This is a genomic window from Oerskovia sp. USHLN155, assembly GCF_037145535.1.
Classification (GTDB): Bacteria; Actinomycetota; Actinomycetes; order Actinomycetales; family Cellulomonadaceae; genus Oerskovia; species Oerskovia rustica.
This window is the reverse complement of sequence record NZ_JBBCXG010000008.1, coordinates 196,254-214,851: the sequence shown is the minus strand read 5'-3', so window position 1 is coordinate 214,851 and position 18,598 is coordinate 196,254. Positions and strand designations below refer to the sequence as shown.

At 73.6% G+C, this 18,598-nt stretch carries 14 protein-coding genes, 1 tRNA gene and 1 pseudogene; 5 read left to right on the top strand and 11 right to left on the bottom strand.

Going from position 1 to position 18,598, the window contains the following annotated elements:
- Positions 1-225: 225 nt before the first annotated feature.
- Entirely contained in the window at positions 226-864 is a 639-nt protein-coding gene (locus WFH32_RS13370) for a 5-formyltetrahydrofolate cyclo-ligase (protein WP_191794982.1), read from the top strand.
- A 157-nt stretch (positions 865-1,021) separates the two neighbouring features.
- Here WFH32_RS13370 and WFH32_RS13365 read toward each other — a convergent pair whose 3' ends face one another.
- Positions 1,022-3,718: a penicillin acylase family protein gene (locus WFH32_RS13365; protein ID WP_442946340.1), complete on the bottom strand. Its 2,697-nt coding sequence runs from the start codon at positions 3,716-3,718 to the stop codon at positions 1,022-1,024.
- Between the two features lie 170 nt (positions 3,719-3,888).
- On the opposite strand from WFH32_RS13365, the pseudogene WFH32_RS13360 reads away from it, so the two are divergent.
- Positions 3,889-4,029, top strand: a pseudogene (locus WFH32_RS13360) (FmdB family zinc ribbon protein); the annotation flags it as partial.
- Positions 4,030-4,043: 14 nt separating this feature from the next.
- Here WFH32_RS13360 and WFH32_RS13355 read toward each other — a convergent pair.
- Positions 4,044-4,235: a hypothetical protein gene (locus WFH32_RS13355; protein ID WP_336707893.1), complete on the bottom strand. Its 192-nt coding sequence runs from the start codon at positions 4,233-4,235 to the stop codon at positions 4,044-4,046.
- Between the two features lie 80 nt (positions 4,236-4,315).
- On the opposite strand from WFH32_RS13355, the gene WFH32_RS13350 reads away from it, so the two are divergent.
- Positions 4,316-5,005: an SAF domain-containing protein gene (locus WFH32_RS13350; protein ID WP_336707833.1), complete on the top strand. Its 690-nt coding sequence runs from the start codon at positions 4,316-4,318 to the stop codon at positions 5,003-5,005.
- A gap of 93 nt (positions 5,006-5,098) precedes the next feature.
- Positions 5,099-5,530, top strand: a complete 432-nt coding sequence (gene mscL, locus WFH32_RS13345; RefSeq protein WP_191794978.1) for a large conductance mechanosensitive channel protein MscL — start codon at positions 5,099-5,101, stop codon at positions 5,528-5,530.
- Positions 5,531-5,726: 196 nt separating this feature from the next.
- Here mscL and WFH32_RS13340 read toward each other — a convergent pair whose 3' ends face one another.
- The 3 genes from WFH32_RS13340 to WFH32_RS13330 all read right to left on the bottom strand — a co-directional run bounded on the left by WFH32_RS13340 (position 5,727) and on the right by WFH32_RS13330 (position 11,238).
- Complete coding sequence (locus tag WFH32_RS13340; protein ID WP_191794977.1) at positions 5,727-5,972, bottom strand: hypothetical protein; 246 nt, start codon at positions 5,970-5,972, stop codon at positions 5,727-5,729.
- 52 nt (positions 5,973-6,024) lie between these two features.
- Entirely contained in the window at positions 6,025-10,134 is a 4,110-nt protein-coding gene (locus WFH32_RS13335) for a hypothetical protein (RefSeq protein ID WP_336707832.1), read from the bottom strand.
- 459 nt (positions 10,135-10,593) lie between these two features.
- Complete coding sequence (locus WFH32_RS13330) at positions 10,594-11,238, bottom strand: vitamin K epoxide reductase family protein (RefSeq protein WP_191794976.1); 645 nt, start codon at positions 11,236-11,238, stop codon at positions 10,594-10,596.
- A 789-nt stretch (positions 11,239-12,027) separates the two neighbouring features.
- On the opposite strand from WFH32_RS13330, the gene WFH32_RS13325 reads away from it, so the two are divergent.
- Positions 12,028-13,263: an alpha/beta hydrolase gene (locus WFH32_RS13325; protein WP_336707831.1), complete on the top strand. Its 1,236-nt coding sequence runs from the start codon at positions 12,028-12,030 to the stop codon at positions 13,261-13,263.
- Positions 13,264-13,299: 36 nt separating this feature from the next.
- Here WFH32_RS13325 and WFH32_RS13320 read toward each other — a convergent pair.
- The 6 genes from WFH32_RS13320 to WFH32_RS13295 all read right to left on the bottom strand — a co-directional run bounded on the left by WFH32_RS13320 (position 13,300) and on the right by WFH32_RS13295 (position 18,486).
- Positions 13,300-13,375 (bottom strand) — tRNA-Arg (locus WFH32_RS13320).
- A 46-nt stretch (positions 13,376-13,421) separates the two neighbouring features.
- Positions 13,422-14,492, bottom strand: coding sequence for a glycoside hydrolase family 6 protein (locus WFH32_RS13315; RefSeq protein WP_336707829.1), 1,071 nt, complete (start codon positions 14,490-14,492; stop codon positions 13,422-13,424).
- Positions 14,493-14,691: 199 nt separating this feature from the next.
- Positions 14,692-15,891, bottom strand: a complete 1,200-nt coding sequence (locus WFH32_RS13310) for an ABC transporter permease (protein WP_318243969.1) — start codon at positions 15,889-15,891, stop codon at positions 14,692-14,694.
- On the bottom strand, positions 15,885-16,760 hold the full coding sequence (locus WFH32_RS13305) for an ABC transporter ATP-binding protein (protein WP_442946339.1): 876 nt from the start codon (positions 16,758-16,760) through the stop codon (positions 15,885-15,887). The genes WFH32_RS13310 and WFH32_RS13305 overlap by 7 nt, the downstream gene beginning before the upstream one ends.
- A complete protein-coding gene (locus WFH32_RS13300; protein ID WP_336707827.1) occupies positions 16,757-17,872 on the bottom strand; it encodes a peptidoglycan-binding protein in 1,116 nt (371 codons plus the stop codon). Before WFH32_RS13300 ends, WFH32_RS13305 begins: the two co-directional genes overlap by 4 nt.
- Positions 17,869-18,486, bottom strand: a complete 618-nt coding sequence (locus WFH32_RS13295; RefSeq protein WP_336707825.1) for a hypothetical protein — start codon at positions 18,484-18,486, stop codon at positions 17,869-17,871. The genes WFH32_RS13300 and WFH32_RS13295 overlap by 4 nt, the downstream gene beginning before the upstream one ends.
- Positions 18,487-18,598 lie beyond the last annotated feature (112 nt).

The following is an 18,598-nucleotide window of genomic DNA, read 5'->3' as shown; positions in this document are numbered from 1 at the left end:
GTGCCTTCGAGCACCAGGATCACCGACGCGACGCCTGGTGGACAGGGTGTATCACGACCTGACACGCCGACACCAGCAGCGGGTACGCCCGTACCGGAAGCTGACGGACGTCGCCGGCACCCCCCTGGTCCACCCGCCGCCCGCCACGCTCCACGATCCGGGCCCTTTCCGTCCGACGACGACAGCACGGACACTTCTTGCCCGAACCTTTGCGACAATAGGCGCATGAGTGGCCCGGTTCAGCCCTATCCCCTGCATGGAAGCATCGAACCCGAGGACGCGAAGGAGATCCTCCGAAAAGCCATCCGCACTGCTCGATCCGCCCGCACCGAGCGCCGCCGCGACGAAGCGGCACTGGCGATCGCCGACGTGATCGAGACCATCCCCGAGGTCCTGTCCGCGCGCTGTGTCGCGACGTACGCCGCACGCCCCACCGAGCCGGGCACCACCGCGATGCTCGAGCGGCTCTCCGCCCGCGGCGTCCGCGTGCTCCTGCCCGTCCTGGGCGCGGGGCTCCAGCGCGACTGGGCCGAGTTCGACGGCGCGCACGACCTCCAGGTCCGCGCCCCGGGCAGGCCTCCCGAGCCGAGCGGTCCCACGCTCGGGGCGGCCGCGCTCGCCGACGCCGACGTCGTGATCGCGCCCGCACTCGCGGTCGACTCGAACGGCGTCCGCCTCGGGCAGGGCGGCGGCTGGTACGACCGGGCGCTCGAGCACGTGCGCTCCGGCACCAAGGTGATCGCCGTCGTGTTCCCCGAGGAGGTCTACGACGCGACGGACCGTCCGCTGCCCCTCGAGAAGCACGACCGGACCGTGGACGCCGTCGCGACGCCGCTCGGCTGGCGCTGGATCGGTCAGGACTGACCAGCTCCTCCACCCCTCGGACACGCACGAAGGGCCCGCCCGGGCAGTCGCCCGGGCGGGCCCTTCGTCGCTCTCCCCGGACCAGCTGCGAGGGCGGGCCGGTGGGGCGGGGTGCGTGGCGCCGTCGGGCAGGAGATGCCCGACGGCGCCGCTCGCCTCAGGGGACGAGCGTCAGCGTGTCCTTGGTCCCGGACCGCACGGCGTCGGCCGTGAACGGCCACGCGTACGTCTCGCCCGCGGCCCAGGTGCCGAGCTGGTCCTCGTAGTGCTTCGAGGCCGGGTGCCCCGAGGCGCCCGTGACGGTGACCCACGTCGAGGCGTCCAGGTCGTCGAGGTCGACGACCATGCGCATCGACGGGCCCGACGTGACCTCGAAGCTGCCCGAGGCGGCGTCCCATGACGTCGCGTTGACGATCGACGAGCCGCCCGGCATGGCCACCTTGCGGGGGTTCATGTAGGCCCGGACGAAGCCCGGGACGGCCTCGTTGTCCAGGACCAGGTGGCCGAGCGAGAGCGTGTGGAGCTTGCCCCACTCCCAGTCGGTCGTCTTCTTCGACAGCTCGGTCGTCAGGTCGAGACGGGCCGAGGTGATCGCCCGGTTGAGGACCTCGTCACGGGTCTCGACGACGCTCACGGTCTGACGGTCGTCCCAGAACGCGTTCGTCTCGTCGGCGAGCATGTTCTGCACGACGGCCAGCCACCGGCTGCCGCCCGCGGGACGGATGCTCTCCGGCAGGTCGTCCCAGAACGTGATCTCGAGCAGGTTGCGCCACACCGCGGCGAAGTACGCGGCGGCCGCCGAGTCCTTGTCCATGTGCTGGTCCCAGTCGGCGAGGAGGTCCTGTCCCTCGGCCGCGAAGTCGTTGCGCACGCCCTTGCTGTTCTCGACGTCCTGCTCGAGGAGCAGCGGCACGAGGGCCGCGGCGTACGGGCTCCAGTCGTCGTTCTGGATCTCGTTCATGGTCTGGGCGTCGACCTTGCGACCCGAGTCGATCTCCTCCTGCAGGAGGGTGCGGATGCGCTGCGAGCGGTATCCGTAGTCCCAGTCCGTCGTGAGGAAGGGGGTGGTGCCGGCCGGCAGGACGGCCTGGTTCGCGGCGACGATGAACCCCTCCTCGGGGTCGACCACACCGGGCATCTGCGCGGCGGGCACGTATCCGGTCCAGTCGTAGCGCTCGTCCCAGCCGGGCCGCGGCCACGTCCCGTCGGAGGGAACCGGGCCCTCGACGTTCGCCCGTACCGGGATCCGGCCCGGCGCCTGGTAGCCGATGTGCCCGTCCGTGGTCGCGAAGACGATGTTCTGCGCGGGGACCTCGAACAGGGCCGCGGCCGCCTTCATGTCCTCGGCGTCCGACGCGAGGTTGAACGCGAAGACCGCGTCCGCGGTGTGCCCGGGGTCGAGCGCGGTCCAGCGGAGCGAGACCTCGTAGTCCCCGAGCGGGGTGCCCTCGGTCGGGGACTCCGCGACCCTGTCCATCGGGAGGACGGTCGAGACGATCGGACCGTGGACCGTCGAGGTGATCTTCAGCTCGACGTCCTCGCCGCCGTTGACCTTGATGGTCTCCGTGCGCGTCTCGAGCGACTCCCAGTCGTCGCCCCGCAGGTACGTGTCGTCACGCACGCGCTCGATGAAGAAGTCGGTGACGTCCGCACCCATGTTGGTCAGTCCCCAGGCCACGTCGGCGTTGTGACCGATGATCACACCCGGGAAGCCCGCGAACGAGAACCCCGAGACGTCGAACCCGCAGGCGGCGCTGACCTCGTTGCAGTGGAGCCCGACCTGGGCCCACACACCGGGGGCCTGGAGGGACAGGTGCGGGTCGTTGGCCAGCAGGGGCTTGCCGCTCGTCGTGTGCTCACCCGAGACGACCCACGAGTTGGAGCCGGTGCCCTCACCGCGGCCGACAAGCACGGGCACGGCCGCGAGCGCTGCGTCCGCCGCCGCGACGGCGGACTGGAGCTCGCTGCCCGCAAGGGTCGGTGCGTACGCGGTCTGCTCCGCGCCCTCGACCTGGACGGGCTCGCTCGTGGTCGGCACCTCGGAGGGGTCGAGGACGGGGAGGTTCGCCTGGGCCGCGTAGGGGGGGAAGAGGGTGCTCACCCGGGCGACGTCCTGGGCGACCTTGGCAGGATCCTGGGCTCCGTTCGGGGCGCCCGCGAAGCCTCCGTACGCGATCGCGCGCTCGAGCTCGTCGTCGTAGTTGCCGCGCAGGTCCCAGGCCATGGCCTTGAGCCACGCGAGCGAGTCGATCGGGTCCCAGGGCTCGGGGTCCGGCACCGAGACGCTCGTGCCGAGCACCGTGTACTCGAGCGCGATCTCGCTCGGGTCGCGGTCCTCGATGTAGGCGTTGACGCCGTCCGCGTAGGCCTGGAGGTAGGCCTTCGTCTCGGGGGCGAGGATCTTCCACTCCTCCTCGGCGACGAGGCGCCAGCCGAAGGTGCGGGTGACCTTGTCCGCGTCGATCGCGACCTGGCTGTCGCCGACGAGCTCGGCCAGACGGCCCGCGGTCACGTGCCGGCGGTAGTCCATCTCGAAGAAGCGGTCCTGCGCCTGGACGTACCCCTGGGCACGGAAGAGGTCCTCGGGCGTGTCGGCGTAGATCTGCGGTACGCCCTGGGCGTCGCGCAGCACGCTGACCTCGGCGTCGAGGCCCGTCAGGGTGAGGGTTCCGTCGGTCTGCGGGAGCGGGCGGCGGACGGTGACGACCGCGAACACCGACACGGCGACCAACAGCACGACCACGAGCGCGGCGATCGCGATCACGCCCCGGCGGACGCGCGAACCTCCCCGTCGGGCAGCAGGGACGGGCGGCGGGGGGTCGCCGTGGACTCCGGCGGGGACATCAGCAGACACGGTGCGAGACTACCCCGGGCAGGCCGGGCGTATGATTAGCACTCAGAAGCCACGAGTGCCAGTCCGGCTGTGTCCTTCCGTCGACCTGACGCGCACGCCGGACGCCACGGACCAGGCTCGCGCCCGGCTCGTGAAGACCGCACTCCCCCGCGACCTCTTGAGGAGAGACCGTGCCCACCTACGCGTACACGTGCACTGCCTGCGGCCACGCCTTCGACATCCACCAGGCGTTCACCGACGACGCGCTCACCGTGTGCCCCGAGTGCGGTGGCCGGCTGCGCAAGGTCTTCTCGTCGGTCGGGGTGACCTTCAAGGGCTCGGGCTTCTACCGCACCGACTCGCGTTCCTCGAAGTCGTCGAGCACGGGCTCGACGACGCCTGCGACGCCCGCGAAGTCCGCCGACTCGTCGAGCAGCTCGTCGAGCAGCTCGTCGTCCGGGTCGTCGAGCAGCGGGTCGTCGGGCTCCTCGGGCTCCTCGACGCCTTCGGCGAGCTGACACTGCAGCGAGCCGTGCACAGGTAGCGCCCGTGGCGCCCTGTGCACAGGTCGGTGGGCCGTGCCGCGGGCTGCCCGTGCGTGCCGCCTAGCGTCGGCGCATGGCTCCTCCTGCATCGTCCGCTGCTCGCGCACCGGGTCGCCGTGCGTCCACGGCCCGACGGCGCCTGCGCGCCCTCGTCTGGCGCTCGCGCCTCGTGCTGCTCGCCCTGGGCTGCGGCCTGGTCGCCGCCGTCGTGGTGGACCGCCTGAGCCCTCCACCACCGGACACGAGGCCCGTGGTCGTGACGGCCCGAGCGGTCGGAGCCGGCATCGTGCTGGCCGAGGGGGACGTCACGGTCGTCCCCGTCGCCGCCCGGCTCGCCCCGGAGAGCTCACTGACCACGGTGAGCGACGCCGTCGGGCGGACCACGGCGGTCGCCCTGCCGGCGGGGCAGGTCCTCTCACCCTCGCTCGTCGCCGCGGGCGACCTCGCGGCCATGGCTCCCGGCGGGACGGTCGTGGCGCCCGTGCGCCTCTCCGACCCCGACGTCGCCGCGCTCCTGCACCCCGGCGACCGCGTCGACCTGCTCGCGGCCACGGGCAGCGCGGACGACGCCGTCACGGGCAGCCATCTCGCGCGGCGGGCCCTCGTGGTGGCAGGGACCCCGGCGTCGGCCTCGTCCGGTGGACTGCTCGGTGACGGCACCCAGGAGGGCGGCGTCACGCTCGTCGCCGTGCTCCCGGAGGAGGCCGCGGCGCTCGCCGGCGTCGGCGAGTGGGGTGGCCTGTCCGTGGTCCTGGTGCCCTGAGCATGGAAGGATCGCGTCCGGACCTCGCTCGTGCGACGGGCACCGCCGAACGCCGCGCGCGCCCCGTCCGCACCCTCTCGAAAGGAACCTCGTATGAAGAACGTGTTCGACGGCTTCAAGAACTTCGTGCTCCGCGGCAACGCGATCGACCTGGCGGTCGGTGTCGTGATCGGTGGTGCGTTCACGCTCGTCGTGACCTCGATCGTCAACGGCCTGATCAGCCCTCTCGTCGCGGCGATCTTCAGCGAGCCCGACCTCACCGGCGTCGGGAACTTCACCATCAACGGGGCGGTGTTCAGCTTCGGCCTCATCCTCGACGCGCTCTTCAAGTTCCTGTGCGTGGCCGCCGCGCTCTACTTCGTCATCGTCATGCCGATGAACCACCTCGCGGCCCGGCGCAAGAAGGGCGAGGAGGCCGCCCCCGCGGCCCCGGCCGAGGACGTCCTGGTCCTCCAGGAGATCCGCGACCTGCTCGCAGCGCAGAACGCTCGGTCCGCGGACTTCGGCGGTCCGGGCGAACGCTGACCCCTTCGCTTCCCGGGAGCGGGGCGGGGTCTCCGTCCTGCTCACCGACGACGGGTCCGCGACGGCGCGAGACGCTGCCCCGGCCACCCTGGTCACAGCGCCCGGGTAGCGCCGTCCGGCCCCAGGGGCGGGGCGTCGTTCCGGTGATCGCCGACGATCGTCGACGGTTGCGTGGACGCCCCGCCCCGCCGGTCCCTCAGGACCAGTGCGGCGGCACGTCGCGCAACAGCTCGGCGTCGTGGCTGTCGGTCGACGCCCCCGGACGGACGTCGCCCCAGGTTGCGGCGTCGTCGTCGGACCCCAGGCCCGCGACCCCCGCCTGCTCGGTCCCAGGTCGCACGACGCGACGAGACCGGCGACGCGCCGGCCCGGCGGTCGCGGGTCGCGGTGTCGGGTCGACCTGAGCAGGGTCGTCGGAGGGGGCGCTGTCGACGGGGGTCACGATCCCATTGTCTCAGCGTCCCCGACGAGCTCCCGGCTCCGCGGCTGACCCGTCAGTCCGTACCGAACTCGTCGTCCGCGACCACGGGCACGACGACGATGCGGTCGCTGCCACCCGTCTGCGCGATCCCCCCGAGCTCGGGCAGCCGCGCGTCGCGCACGGCCTGGACCACCCGACGGATGCGCTCGGCCTCCTTCGCGGGGTCGAGGAACGCCGCGGCGGACCACACCTGCGCGACGACCCAGCCCGTGCGCTCGAGCCGCTCGGCGAGCTGGCGGTCACGCACGCGCACGCTGCGTTCGGCGACGTAGGCGTCGTCGTCGGTCAGGACCGCGACCAGGAGCTCGCCCGGGATGTCGGGGTGCCCGACGACCAGCGGGATCCGGTCTCCGCCGACCACGCCGTAGTCGGTCTCGACCACGAGCCCCGCGCGCCACAGGCGCTCGGCGAGGTCGATCACGAGCCGGTCGGGGTTCCCGCCCACGTCCACGCCGTTGCCCAGGGTGACCTGGTCGGCACGACCGTTGCGCTGCTCCGCGAGGTCGAGCACCTCCGCGAGGAGCTTGGCCCCGTGCCCGCGCAGACGCTCGGGGTCGAGGTCGGACGCCGTGAAGCACGTGACGACGTGCAGACGGCGGCGCGTCGAGCCCAGGGTGTCGAGGAGCATCGCGTCGCCGCCCGGCGCGTTGAGCACGCCGAAGCGGTGGAGCACCCGCCCGTGCGGGGTCCGGCCGTAGCCGATCGACAGGACGATCGTGTCCCGGCTGAGTCCGGCGACGCCCGAGACCTCGGCGACCACCACGGGCTCTGCCCGGGCGCCCGAGAAGAAGACGGCCAGGGCCGGGTTCTGCCGGACCTCGCCGAGGAGCGCGTCCCGGATCCGGTCGGCGTGCACGGAGCTCACGGTGACGATCGCGAGCGACTCCTCGGGTCGTGTCATGGCGTGCTCGATCGCGATCTCCACGACGCGGTCGACCTCGGCCTGCGTGCTCTCGACCGCGCCCGACGCCGGGTCCGGCATGCCCGCGCCGTCGACCAGGTCGAGGTGGACGAGCGGCTCCGCGCGGGGCAGCGGGCTGGGCCGTAGGACGCCCTCGTAGCCGTGCGCGGCGAGGAAGGCCGTGAGGTACGGGTCACGACGCGTGCCGCCTGCGGACAGGGCGACCGTCGGCAGGATCGCGGCGAGCTCGCCCACGGTCGAGCCCGAGGCGGCCCGCGGGTCGCCGAACACGACGACCTGACGACCGCGCGCGATCGAGGACAGGACCAGCTCGACCGGGATGTGCTGCGCGGCGTCGAGGATCACGAGGTCGACGGTGCGGGTCGGGGTGAACAGGTGCGGCACGAGGGTCGGGGACGCGACGACGCACGGCCGCAGGCGGCGCAGCACCTCGGGGTAGCGCTCGTGGGCGTCGCGCAGGCTCGTCATCCGCCCCTCGAGGAGCTCGGTGAACAGCGCCTCGGCCTCGGTGCGGTGGTCGCGCATCGCCGCGCCGAGGTGCTCGCGCACGGCGAGCCGCACGGGCGCGGACAGCGCTGCGACGTGCGTGCGGTCGAGGTCGCGGAACCGACCGGCCAGTGCTTCGAGACCGGCCCCGTCCTGCCCGGCGAGCGCCGGGTCCTGCGCGAGGATCTGCTCGAAGACCGAGCTCCACCAGGCGAGGTCGAGCTCGGGGCCCACGAGCTCGGGCTCGACACGGCGAGCCGAGAGGTCGTCGAGCAGGTCGCCGAGGCCGTCGTCGCGCAGCGTCCGCAGCGCGGACGTCCGCGCAGGCAGGTTCTCGAGCGCCTCCTGGTCCTCGCCGAGGGCTGCGAGACGCGCCGCCAGCTCGCTGATCGGCAGGTCGAGGAGGTCCGACCCGACGGGGGTCGTGGCGAGGACCGGGTCGAGGTACTCGAGGTCGATCCTGACGGCCTCGTAGGTGTCCTCGATCGCGGCGAGCCCCTCGGGGAGGGTGGGCCACCCGCCGCGCGGGCACTGCGCCTGCCAGACGGCGCGCTGCGCCTGGACCTCGATGAGGGCTGCGTGCAGGTCGGGAACCCGGACGCCGGGCCGGAGCATGTCCTTGGCCTGTCGGCGCAGGCGTCGGCGGTGGGCCCAGCCCATGTCGATGCCGTTCGCGGCCCGCCACTCGCGCGTGCCGGTCGCCTCGACGAGGTCGGTCGCGGTGCGCTCGAAGATCATGGGCTGGAACGCGTCGAGGGTGCCGCGCATGCCGCCGAGCATGCGGAGCTGGTCGCCCCACTGCCGGACGGTCGTGGCGGGGGTGAGGCCCGTGGTCGTCGCGACGGAGGCGACCTGGTCACGGAGCTGCGGCAGCGTGTGCCCGGAGAGCCGTTCGACCCGGACCAGGGCGTCCTGCGCGTTCTCGGCGCTCGTGATGTCCGCGCCGAACCAGGGCGTCGACGTCGAGCGGAGCGTGAAGGCCCCGACCTCGGCAGCGCGCACGAGGCGGGCCGAGAGCTCGGCCCGGCGCTCGGCGCCGATGCGGATCGTGACGTCGGGTCCCAGGCGGACGGTCGTGCCGGGGGCCGGGCGCTGCGCGGTGAGCCGGGCGAGGGCCTGCAGGGCCGCGTAGGCGGACACGCCCCAGGGCTCGCGGACCAGGTGCAGGGACTCGATGTAGCCCGAGAGCTGTGCGCGCGCACCCAGGAGTCCGTCGCGGACCCGCGCGACGGAGTCGGTGTCGGCGGTCTCCGCCTCGGCGGCCATGGCCCCGAGCAGACGGTGGGAGGCCGTGGTCCGCCACGTGGGTTCGGGGGCGATGTCGAGCAGCAGCCCGTCGAGCCCGAGCGCGGTGAGGCGGGTCGAGAGCGTCTCCGCGGAGCGCCGGTGGCCCGGGACGTAGAGGATGCTGCGGCCGCTCGCCGCGGCCTCGGCGACGACGGCGGCGATGGTCCCTGCGGTGTCGGCGCCCGGGGGCGCGTCGACGAACAGGTGGCTGCCGGTCGCGAGCGCGTCGATGACGTGGCGCTGCGCGGGGTCGAGGTCGCCCACGCCCCGTTCCTGGGTCGGGTCGGCGTCGCCGACGCGCGGGGCCGGGAGGTCGCGCGCGAGCGCGGTCGCAGCCTCCTCGGAGCCGGCGAGGGCTGCGACGACCTCGTGCCGTTCGAGGCCCGAGGCGAGCTCGTCGAGGTCGTCGACGAGGACCTGGCCGGGGTGGACGAACGTCCCGACGAGGACCCGCTGCGCGAGCTCGAAGTCGCCCAGCACCGCCTTGCCCACGGCCGTGATGCGGGCCAGGGCGTCCGAGGGGTCGAATCCCGCGGGGGTGAAGGCGCTGCGCGCGAGCGTCACGGGGTCGATCAACCCGCCGTGGGCGCGCAGCGTGCGCGCAAGGACGGGGTTGATCTCCACGGTCGGCTCGAGCGTGAGGTCGTAGTCGGTCTCGCTGTCACCGCGCGGGGTGAGCGTGAGGGGCCGCAGCAGGACGGGGGCACGCACGGTTCGCGGCAGGGCGGGCTCGGCGTCCGTGCCTTCGGCGCCGTCGCGCGCGGGCCCTTCTCCCTGCCCGACGGCGCCACCCGCCGTGGGCGGGGTCGTCGCGGTCTGCGGCGGGTCGCCGGGGTCCCCCGCGGCGGGGCCCGCGGGCAGGCCCGTGGCACCGTCGATGGTCCGGCTGTACGTGGTCCCGGCGACGTGCGCGAGGGCGGCGACGTCGTCGGTCGGGAGGCGGGAGGGCTCGCCCTCGGTCCAGGTGGTGACGCCGATCGCGAGGTAGGTCGGCGCGACCCCGTAGCGCTGGGCGTGCTCCTGCGAGCGGACGACCACGGCGCGTGCCCGGCGCCGCGCGGCGGGCAGGGAGGCCCCCTCGCGGAACAGGTTGGACAGTCGCGTCGGGCGCCCGGCGAAGAGCTGCGCCACGCCCGAGGGGTGGGCTGCGGTGAGGTCGACGACCGCGTCGCCCAGCAGACCGATGTCGGCGAGCGACGACCCGCCCGCGAGCTCGACGAGCGAGGCACGCCAGGACCGGACGGCGTCCTCGACGAGGTCGGCCGTGGTCGGCGGCTCGACGAGGGTCGGCCTTGCGAGCGTCGTGGATCCCTCGGTGGCCGAGGCCGCACCTCGGACGGCGCTGTCGTGCGCGTCCTGGTCGGTGAGCGGCCGGGCGGGATCGGCCACGGTCTCGCGGGCTGATGGGTTGCGGGCGGCTGCGTTCACTCTCGCACGCTAACCGCCCGGTCGACCGGAACCGGCACCGGCACGCCGGGGGCGGCGACTTCGGGTGGGTCACGGAGGGCGACGTCTGCACGCCGGCGACTACTGAGGGAGGGGTTCGGCACCTGGACGTCCGGAGCGCACCGTCGCGCTGCGGGGAAGGCCGAGAAGAGTGAGGACGGTGCGCACCGCGCAGGGGGCAGGCGATACGCACCGTCAGAGATGATTGTGCAAGGTCTTCGCGCGTTCGTCAAATGTGTCCACGAGTTCGTCGGCACGGAGATGGACGAGCGTCCAGTTCGATGTGTCGGATTGTTCGTGGACGTCCGCTCGGCGTTGTGTGCCCCCGCTCCCGCTCCGTCGCCCCGACGCAGCACGGCCACGCCTCGGGCGAGGCGTGGCCATGAGGTGAGCGGCGCCGTCGGGCAGGGAGGACACCCCGCGCCCGGCCGGGCGCCGTGGTCAGCCGAAGAGCTTGGACCCGTGCTTGAGCAGGACGCCCGCGATCATCAGGACGACCCACGTCGCCGTCAGGAACACGTCCGCGTCCGAGCGGACGAACGACAGCGCCCGCTCCTGCGCCCGGGCCGGCAGGTACAGGTTGTCCTCGATGATGTTCCAGTGCAGCAGCGTCATGAAGACGAGCGTCGTCGAGAGCGTGACGAGCAGGCACCAGGGGCACAGTGCGCCGATCACGAACATCGACTGGTAGAAGAGCCAGTAGGCGAAGATCAGGCCCAGCGTGTAGACGACCTGTGCGGAGAACATGAACCAGCGCGGGAACCGCACCCCGCCGAGGCTCGCGACCGCGATCGTGATGACCACCGGTTCCGCGATCAGCCCCAGGAAGGCGTTGGGGAAGCCGAAGAGCGACGACTGCCACGCGACCCCGACGGCGCCGCAGGACAGGACCTCGTTGACGTTGCACGAGAGCTCGGCCGCAGGGTTCGCCGCGAGCAGGACCGCGTCGTAGGACAGGACGAACGAGGCCGTGAGGCTGACCAGCGCGGAGAACAGCATGGTGCCGAACACCCACTGCCTGCTGTGCCGGAACCCCTTGACGCTCGACGGGTCGGTCCTGTGGTCGTCGTGCAGAACGTCGCTCATGCGTGATGCCCTTCCGGCGGTGGCCCCCGGCCATCCCCGGAAGCCCTTCCAGCCTAGAGGTGGCGACGAGGCTGGACCCGCCGGTGGGGCGTCTCGCGGACGGGTCGCGATCAGCAGATGGACGAAGGGTTGGCGAATGCCGGGAACAGATGGGCGGTGCGCACGTACGGGCTATTGCGGCGGGATACCGGAAAGGCCTCCTGGCGACGTGCGCGAAATGCGTGGCGCCTCTTCTTCTCAAAGACGTCCCGATCGTTCATGGGGTCATGTCGCCCGCACTCCGGGGAGCGATCGTGAATCGACGTCACAGGTATTTCGACGCCCGTCCGGGCCCTCACCCTTCTCACGTCGTGCCGGTCCGTCGCCCGGGCTGGCCGGTCGCCTCGCCAGGCCTCTCGCCTCGCGGCGGGTGCCGGAGGCACGGCGACCTCCGTCCACTCCCCGGGGTGATGCCGTTCAGGCAATCGCCGACAGGAAATCACGGTCGACGAAACCGTCCGACGCCCGATCCCCTGTCGGCCGCCCGAGCTCAGGGCCACCCCTCCGAGAATTCAGTACGGTTTTCAACTACTTGCACGCCGGGTGCGGCGCTCGTCGTGAACTCGGCATTCTCAGGCCTCCCCCGAGCCCGCGACGGGACTTTCACTCCTGCCTCGCACGCCTTTCGACCGCCGTGCGGAACCCACCGCACCCCCGGCCAGACCGGCCTGCCCGACGCGCACCTCCGCGCGCCCCGGTGTAGACCGGGACCAGGGGCGCGACGCGCCCACCGGCCGCGAAGGAGCCGCCATGCCGATCGGGTATCTGGTCCCCGTGCTGCTCGTCGCGTGCTGCACGTCTGCCTCGCTCAGCCCGGCCCGCCGACCCCCGCGGCTGGGCCGTCTCTCCTTCCGGATGAGCGTCCTCGTCAACGAGCAGCCGTTCGCCCTGCTGCTCGTCCTGGGCGCGATCACGGCGCTCGCGCTCGCCGACGGAGACGTCGAGACGACCGGAGGGCGCGTGGCACTCGTCCTGGCCGTGCTGACCTCCCTCGGTCTTGTCCTGGTCGCCCGACGCGGCCTACGGGCAGCGCCCGCGCTCGACCACGCCCTGGTCGACGGTCTGCGCGCAGGACCGGGCACCGTCACGAACCAGGGACTGCCCTGGGCACGGATCCTCCTGGCCCCGTTCGCGGTGCGGCGACGCGACGTCGAGCGCCTGGCCGACCTGCCCTACGGCGGTGTCGGCGACAACGGGGTCGGGGGCGACGGGGGCGGCGCCGCCAGCCATGACTCACGGGGCCGCGAGCACCGGCTCGACGTGTACCGCCCCCGGGTGCGCCCGGCCGACGGGCCGACCCTCGTCTACTTCCACGGCGGCGGCTACGTGAGCGGGCGCAAGGAGCTCGAGGCCCGCGCGATGCTCTCGCGGCTCGCGAGCCGCGGGTGGGTGTGCGTGAGCGCGAACTACGGCCTGCGCCCGACGACGAACTTCCCCGGCCATCTGGTCGACGCCAAGCGGGTGCTGGCCTGGGTCCGGGAGCACGGCGCAGCGTACGGCGCCGACTCGAGCCGCGTGCTCGTCGCGGGCAGCTCAGCGGGCGCGCACCTGGCGTCGCTCGCGGCCCTCACTCCCCGCAACCCGCGGTTCCAGCCCGGCTTCGAGGACGCCGACACCTCCGTGGCCGGGGCCGTGTGCCTCTACGGCTACTTCGGCGAGTACTACGGGAGCGGCCGCGACCGCGAGGTGGAGTCGGCGCCGGATGCCTACCTGCACCCCGCCGCTCCCCCGTTCCTCGTGGTGCACGGGGATCAGGACACCCTGGTCCCGGTCGAGGGGGCACGACAGTTCGTGGCGGACCTGCGCGAGGTCTCGACGAGCCCGGTCGTGTACGCCGAGCTGCCCGGGGCGCAGCACGGGTTCGACCTGTTCCACTCGGTGCGGTTCGACGCCGTCGTCACGGCGGTCGAGGAGTTCGCGGACCGGGTGCTGGCGGCGCGGGGCCGGGCGCCGGAGGTGCCGGTCGAGCGGCGCGAGGAGAGGTGAGGCGGGATGGCCCCGACCTGAAGCTGCGGGACGGGGTGGTGCGCCTGGCCAGATTCGAACTGGCGACACCCGCTTTAGGAGAGCGGTGCTCTATCCCCTGAGCTACAGGCGCGTGGGCGCGATCACGGCGGACCGGGCCCGGTGGGACGCCCGACAGCCTAGCGTCCCGGCCCGGCAGTGTCCCAACCCGCGCGCTCCACGAGCCCGATCGCGTACTCGGGCCAGAACTGACCGGCGGCCGGGTCGCCGCGGTCGCACTCGCCGTCGGACTCCCCGGGGACCTTGACCCAGAGGAACGCGTCGAGGGCGCTGCCGTCGTCGACCGCGCCGGGCTTCTCGCCGAGCGCCCGCCCGGCGGGGTTGCACCAGTCGAGCGGCCCGTCGCCGAGGGGCCCGAGCCCGTTGCGCGACGTGTCGATGACGTAGCGCGTGCCGAGGAGCGCGGCGAGCCGGTCGGCGTAGGCGCGCTCGTCGGCCGTGCTGCGGAAGTTCGAGACGTTGGTCGCGAAGCCGCGCGCGTCGTCGATCCCGGCCTGCCGCAGCCGGTCGGCCATGGTCGGGGCGTCGAGCCACGCCGAGTTCCCCGCATCGAGATAGACGCTCGCGCCCGCGTCCGCGAGCGCCGTGGTCGCCTGCCGCAGGAGCCCGGCTCGGTCGCCCTGCTCGGGGCACGCGCCGAGGTCGGGCAGGGCGTCGGGTTCGAGCACGACGGCGGTGCGTGTGCCGCGCAGACCGTCGGCGACGGCCTGGGCGAAGGCCGGGTACTCCTCGGGGGTGAGGCCGCCCGCGGAGAACGACCCGCAGTCGCGGGCCGGGATCGCGTAGACCGTGACGATGCCGGTGCGTCCGGCCTCGTTGGCGGCGGTCGCGTAGTCGCGCACGAGGGCCTCGGCCTCCGCGGGCTCGAACCAGTCCCCGACCCACAAGGACGCGCCCGCCTCGCTGATGACGCCGAGCGCCGCGGCGGCGTCGGGGTCGTTCGCCCGGAGCGCCTCGGCGGCGTGCACGGACTGCATGTCCGGGTGGGCGTAGGGCGCGCCCGCGAGGAAGGGGTTCGCGTCGGCCCCTGCGGGCTCGACGGGGGCCGCCGGGGGCGCCTCGGCCGTGGCGGTCTCGCGCGGCGGCTCGGCGGCCTCGGGCACCCCGGGAGTGCACGCCCCCAGCCCGACGGCGAGGATCACCGCTCCCGCCGTGGTCGCGGTCAGGTGTCGGTCGGCTCGCGCGCGCATGTCTCCCCTGTCGTGGTGCGGGCGGCCGGGCCGGGTGGGGCGGGCCGCCTCGGGCCGACGGCGCCCGGTGGTGCGGCGTCGGCGGCTCGCACGCTACGCCGTCGGGGGTGGCTCCGCGCCGTCGTCCCACGGTGGAGGACGCCCCGGGCGTCAGAACGAGCGTGGACTCTGGCTCACGCTCGTTCTGACGACCCGCTGGTCACACCGCCGTGAGCGCCTCCGTGGGGGACATCCGCGCGGCCCGCACCGCGGGGTACAGCCCGGCGACGGCCCCGATCCCGAGCGTCGCGACGAGCCCGCCCACCACGACCACGGGCGGGACGGAGACCGGCCACTCCTGGGACGTGGCGTACCCGGCCGTGATGCCGATCCCGATGAGGACCCCGGCGGCCCCGCCCATGAGCGAGAGCACCAACGACTCCACGAGGAACTGGCCCCGGATCTGCCCCCTGGTCGCGCCCAGCGAGCGGCGCAGGCCGATCTCGGCGCGTCGTTCGAGGACCGAGATGACCATGGTGTTGGCGACCCCGATCCCGCCCACGAGCAGCGCGACCGCCCCGAGCCCGACGAGCAGCCCTGTGAACGCCTCGTCGGTGGCCTGCTGGGCCGCGAGCGCGTCGGAGGGACGTGAGACGTCGACCTCGTTGGGCGCCTGCGGGTTGGCCGTGGCGCCGAGGACGCCACGGACCTGCTCGACGGCGTCCTCGCGGGTGCGCGTGTAGATCATGGTCGGCAGCTCGTCCCAGTCCAGGTAGGTCACCGCGGCCTCGCGGCCCACGAGCGCCCCGAGGTCCATCTCGGGGGCGAGCGGCACGGGGTCGAGGATGCCCACGACCGTGAACCACTCACCGCCGATCCACACCTTGACCGCCGGGTCCGGGGTCGTGATCCCCAGGCGCTTCGCGGTGGTGTGCCCCAGGACGACGGCCGGGTACCGCGCCGTCGCCTCCGAGAGCCAGGCCCCGTCCGCCACGGTGCCCCCGATGGACTCGAGCAGGTCGAGGTCGGCCGCGTACACGCCGATCCCGCCCGACTCCCCCGTCGGGACCAGGTCCGAGCGGTACGCCTTGGCGTCGAGCTGAGCGACCGACGTCGCGTTCTCGACGGGCGCGATCCGGCGCACCATGTCGACCGCCTCGGACGGCAGGGTCGCGGCCTCGCCGAACAGGTCGGTCCCGGGCGCGACACGCAGCAGGTTCGTCCCGAGGGCCGTGAGCGTCCGGTCGAGCTCGGCCCGAGACGAGCTGGAGATCCCGACGACCGCGACCATCGCCGCGATGCCGATCGCGATGCCCAGCGCCGAGAGCACGGCCCGCAGCGGGCGGGTGCGCAGCCCGGTCGCGCCGACGCGCAGGACGTCGGGCGGCCCGAGGCGCGCGGGGCGCAGCGTGGTCAGCACGGTGCCTCCTCGTCGGTCGTGGCCACCCGGGCGTACGGGGCGTAGGGGGCGGCGGCACCCGCAGCACCCGCGAGGACCGTGCCCGCCCCGCCCGGGGGCAGGGTCCCGTCCGCGACGATCTCGCCGTCGCGCATCGCGACCTGCCGGGGCAGGGAGGCTGCGAGCTCGCGGTCGTGCGTGATGATGACGACGGTCGTCCCGGCCGCGTTGAGCCCCCGCAGCACGTCCATGACACCGGCCCCGGCGGCCGTGTCGAGCGCGCCCGTGGGTTCGTCGGCGAGCAGCAGGGGCGGGTCACCGACGACGGCGCGCGCGATCGCGACGCGCTGCTTCTCACCGCCCGACAGCTCGTGCGGACGGTGCGTGAGCCGGTGTCCCAGGCCCACGCGCTCGAGGGCCTCGGCGGCCCGGCGGCGTCGCTCGCGCCGTCCGACCCCCCGGTACAGGAGCCCGTCGGCCACGTTGTCGAGGGCGGAGACCCCGACGGCCAGGTGGAACTGCTGGAAGACGAACCCGATGCGGCTCGCGCGCAGCGCGGACACCTCGCGGTCGTCGAGGTCCTCGACGAGGAAGTCGTCGATCAGGACCCGGCCCGAGGTGGGCCGGTCGAGCGTCCCGATGACGTTGAGCATGGTCGACTTCCCCGAGCCCGACGGCCCGACGATCGCGAGCAGCTCACCGCGGTGGACGTCCAGGTGGACGTCGCGCAGCGCGGCGACGCCGCCCGGGAAGACGCGGGACACCTCGTGCAGGGTCACGACGGGCCCGCCGCCCGCACCGCCGTCGGTGCCCGGCGAGCGGGCACCCGTCGCGGTGTCCCAGGTCTCCGGGTGGGCCACGGCGTCGCGCGCGACGGAGACCGCGCTCACGACGGCATCCCGACGACGTCGCCCTCGGCCACGTCGCCCGTGATCTCGACGCTCCCGTCGGCGAACATCCCGGTGTCCACGGCCACGATCCGGGTCGTGCCGTCCTCGACGACCTCGACCCCGTACCCGCCCTCGGCGAGCGCGAGGAGGGCCGCGACGGGCACGGTCAGGACGTCGGGGCGCTCGGCCGCGACGAACGTGACCTTGACCGAGCCCGCATCGGCGTCGGTCCCGTCGGGGAGCGTCACGGTCACGGGGACCGTGGTCTTGTCGGAGGCGCCGGGCATGCCGCTCTCGTCCTCGACCACCTCAGGGCTCCCGACGGCGGAGACCACCGCTTCCGTCGTCGCGCCTCCCGGCAGCTCGACCGTCACGGTGCCGCCCTCGACGGCCCGGTCGCGGTCGGCGACGTCGAGGTCGACCGAGATCGCCCGGTCGACCCCCGTCGTCGTGAGGACCTCCGCGGCTGCGGCCTCGCCGACGCGCACCTTGAGCGCGTCGACCCGCACCGGCCCCTCGGCCACGAGGACGTCGGACGGGCCGACCGCGCCCGTCTTCTCGACCCCGCGGTCCTTCTGCCACTTCTTGACGGCCTGGGCGGTCGATTCCGTGAACTTCGTGTCCACGGTGAAGCCCGTGTAGCCCAGGGCCTTGAGGTTCTCCTCGAGCTGGCGCACGTCCTCGCCCTCGGTGCCCGTGCCCAGCTCGCGGTACACGGGAAGCGTGCCGAGCAGGAGCACGGTCGGGCGTTCGTCGACCTTGAAGAGCACTCCCCCACGGTCGACGACGTCGCCCACGCCCGGCAGCCACGTCACCGTCCCCCCGCCCCCGCCCTCGGCTCCGCCGGCCCCTTGCTGCCCACGCGCGACGGCCTCGCCGTAGCCGAGCGTGCCCTTGACGGTCGAGCGCTGCACGAGGGTCTGCCGGGTCACGGTCGCGGTCTCCTCGGGACCTGTCGCGGCGGGTGCAGGGTCGTTCCCGCGGCCGAACCCCGTCAGCGCCAGCACGACGCCCGCGCCGATCACGACGGTGCCCACGACCCCGCCGACCACGAGCCCGCGGCGACGGCGCTTCGGGCTCGGCGCCCCGGGCACCGCGCTCCGGCGGCTCACTCGTCGCCTCCGGGCACGCTCTCGTGCACGCTGAGCCCGGCGCCGGACCCGGACTCGTTGCAGGCCTCGAGCGCGGCCTCGAAGGCCTCCATGTCGTCCCCCACCGACCCGGCCGCGGTCATCCCGCCGTTCGGGTCGGGGTCGGGCATGTCCATGCCGTGGTCACGCATGCACTTGGCGAAAGCGCGCTGGGCCTCGAGGTCCTCGGGGGTCATCTTCACGGGCTCCCCGCCGTTCGGCATGAACTCCCGGCAGGCGTCGAAGGCCGCGTCCATCTCGTCCATGCTGCCCGCCTCGACGGTGCCCGACGTGACCGACAGCCCCCCGTCGGAGTCCGGGTCGGGCATGTCGACGCCGTTGTCGCGCATGCAGCTCGCGAACTGCCGCGCCATGTCGTCGCGCTCGGCGTCGGTCATGTCGTCGAACGACTTCTCGTCCTCCGTCTGGCCGGTCTCGCCCTTCCCGCCGCCGGCGCTCGCGACGTCCGGGGCGTCGTCGGGCGCGCAGGCCGAGAGCGTGACCGTGAGCAGGGCGACGACGAAGGCCGCGGCGGCCGAGCGCCGGCGCACCACGGGGCGGGCCGCGCCACCGGGGCGGGTCTGGGAGATGTTCATGATGATCCTCACGTCGGGAACGGGTTCAGGAGCAGTCCACCCGACCCCCTGTGAGGCCCTCGTGAGCCGCGACCTCACAGAGATCTCACAGCGCCCACCGGCATGCTCCTGG

Coding starts and splice junctions, on each gene's coding strand:
- WFH32_RS13295 (WP_336707825.1), bottom strand. CDS start 18,486: ATGAACATCTCCCAGACCCGCCCCGGTGGCGCGGCCCGCCCCGTGGTG.
- WFH32_RS13315 (WP_336707829.1), bottom strand. CDS start 14,492: ATGCGCGCGCGAGCCGACCGACACCTGACCGCGACCACGGCGGGAGCG.
- WFH32_RS13330 (WP_191794976.1), bottom strand. CDS start 11,238: ATGAGCGACGTTCTGCACGACGACCACAGGACCGACCCGTCGAGCGTC.
- WFH32_RS13350 (WP_336707833.1), top strand. CDS start 4,316: ATGGCTCCTCCTGCATCGTCCGCTGCTCGCGCACCGGGTCGCCGTGCG.
- WFH32_RS13370 (WP_191794982.1), top strand. CDS start 226: ATGAGTGGCCCGGTTCAGCCCTATCCCCTGCATGGAAGCATCGAACCC.
- WFH32_RS13325 (WP_336707831.1), top strand. CDS start 12,028: ATGCCGATCGGGTATCTGGTCCCCGTGCTGCTCGTCGCGTGCTGCACG.
- mscL (WP_191794978.1), top strand. CDS start 5,099: ATGAAGAACGTGTTCGACGGCTTCAAGAACTTCGTGCTCCGCGGCAAC.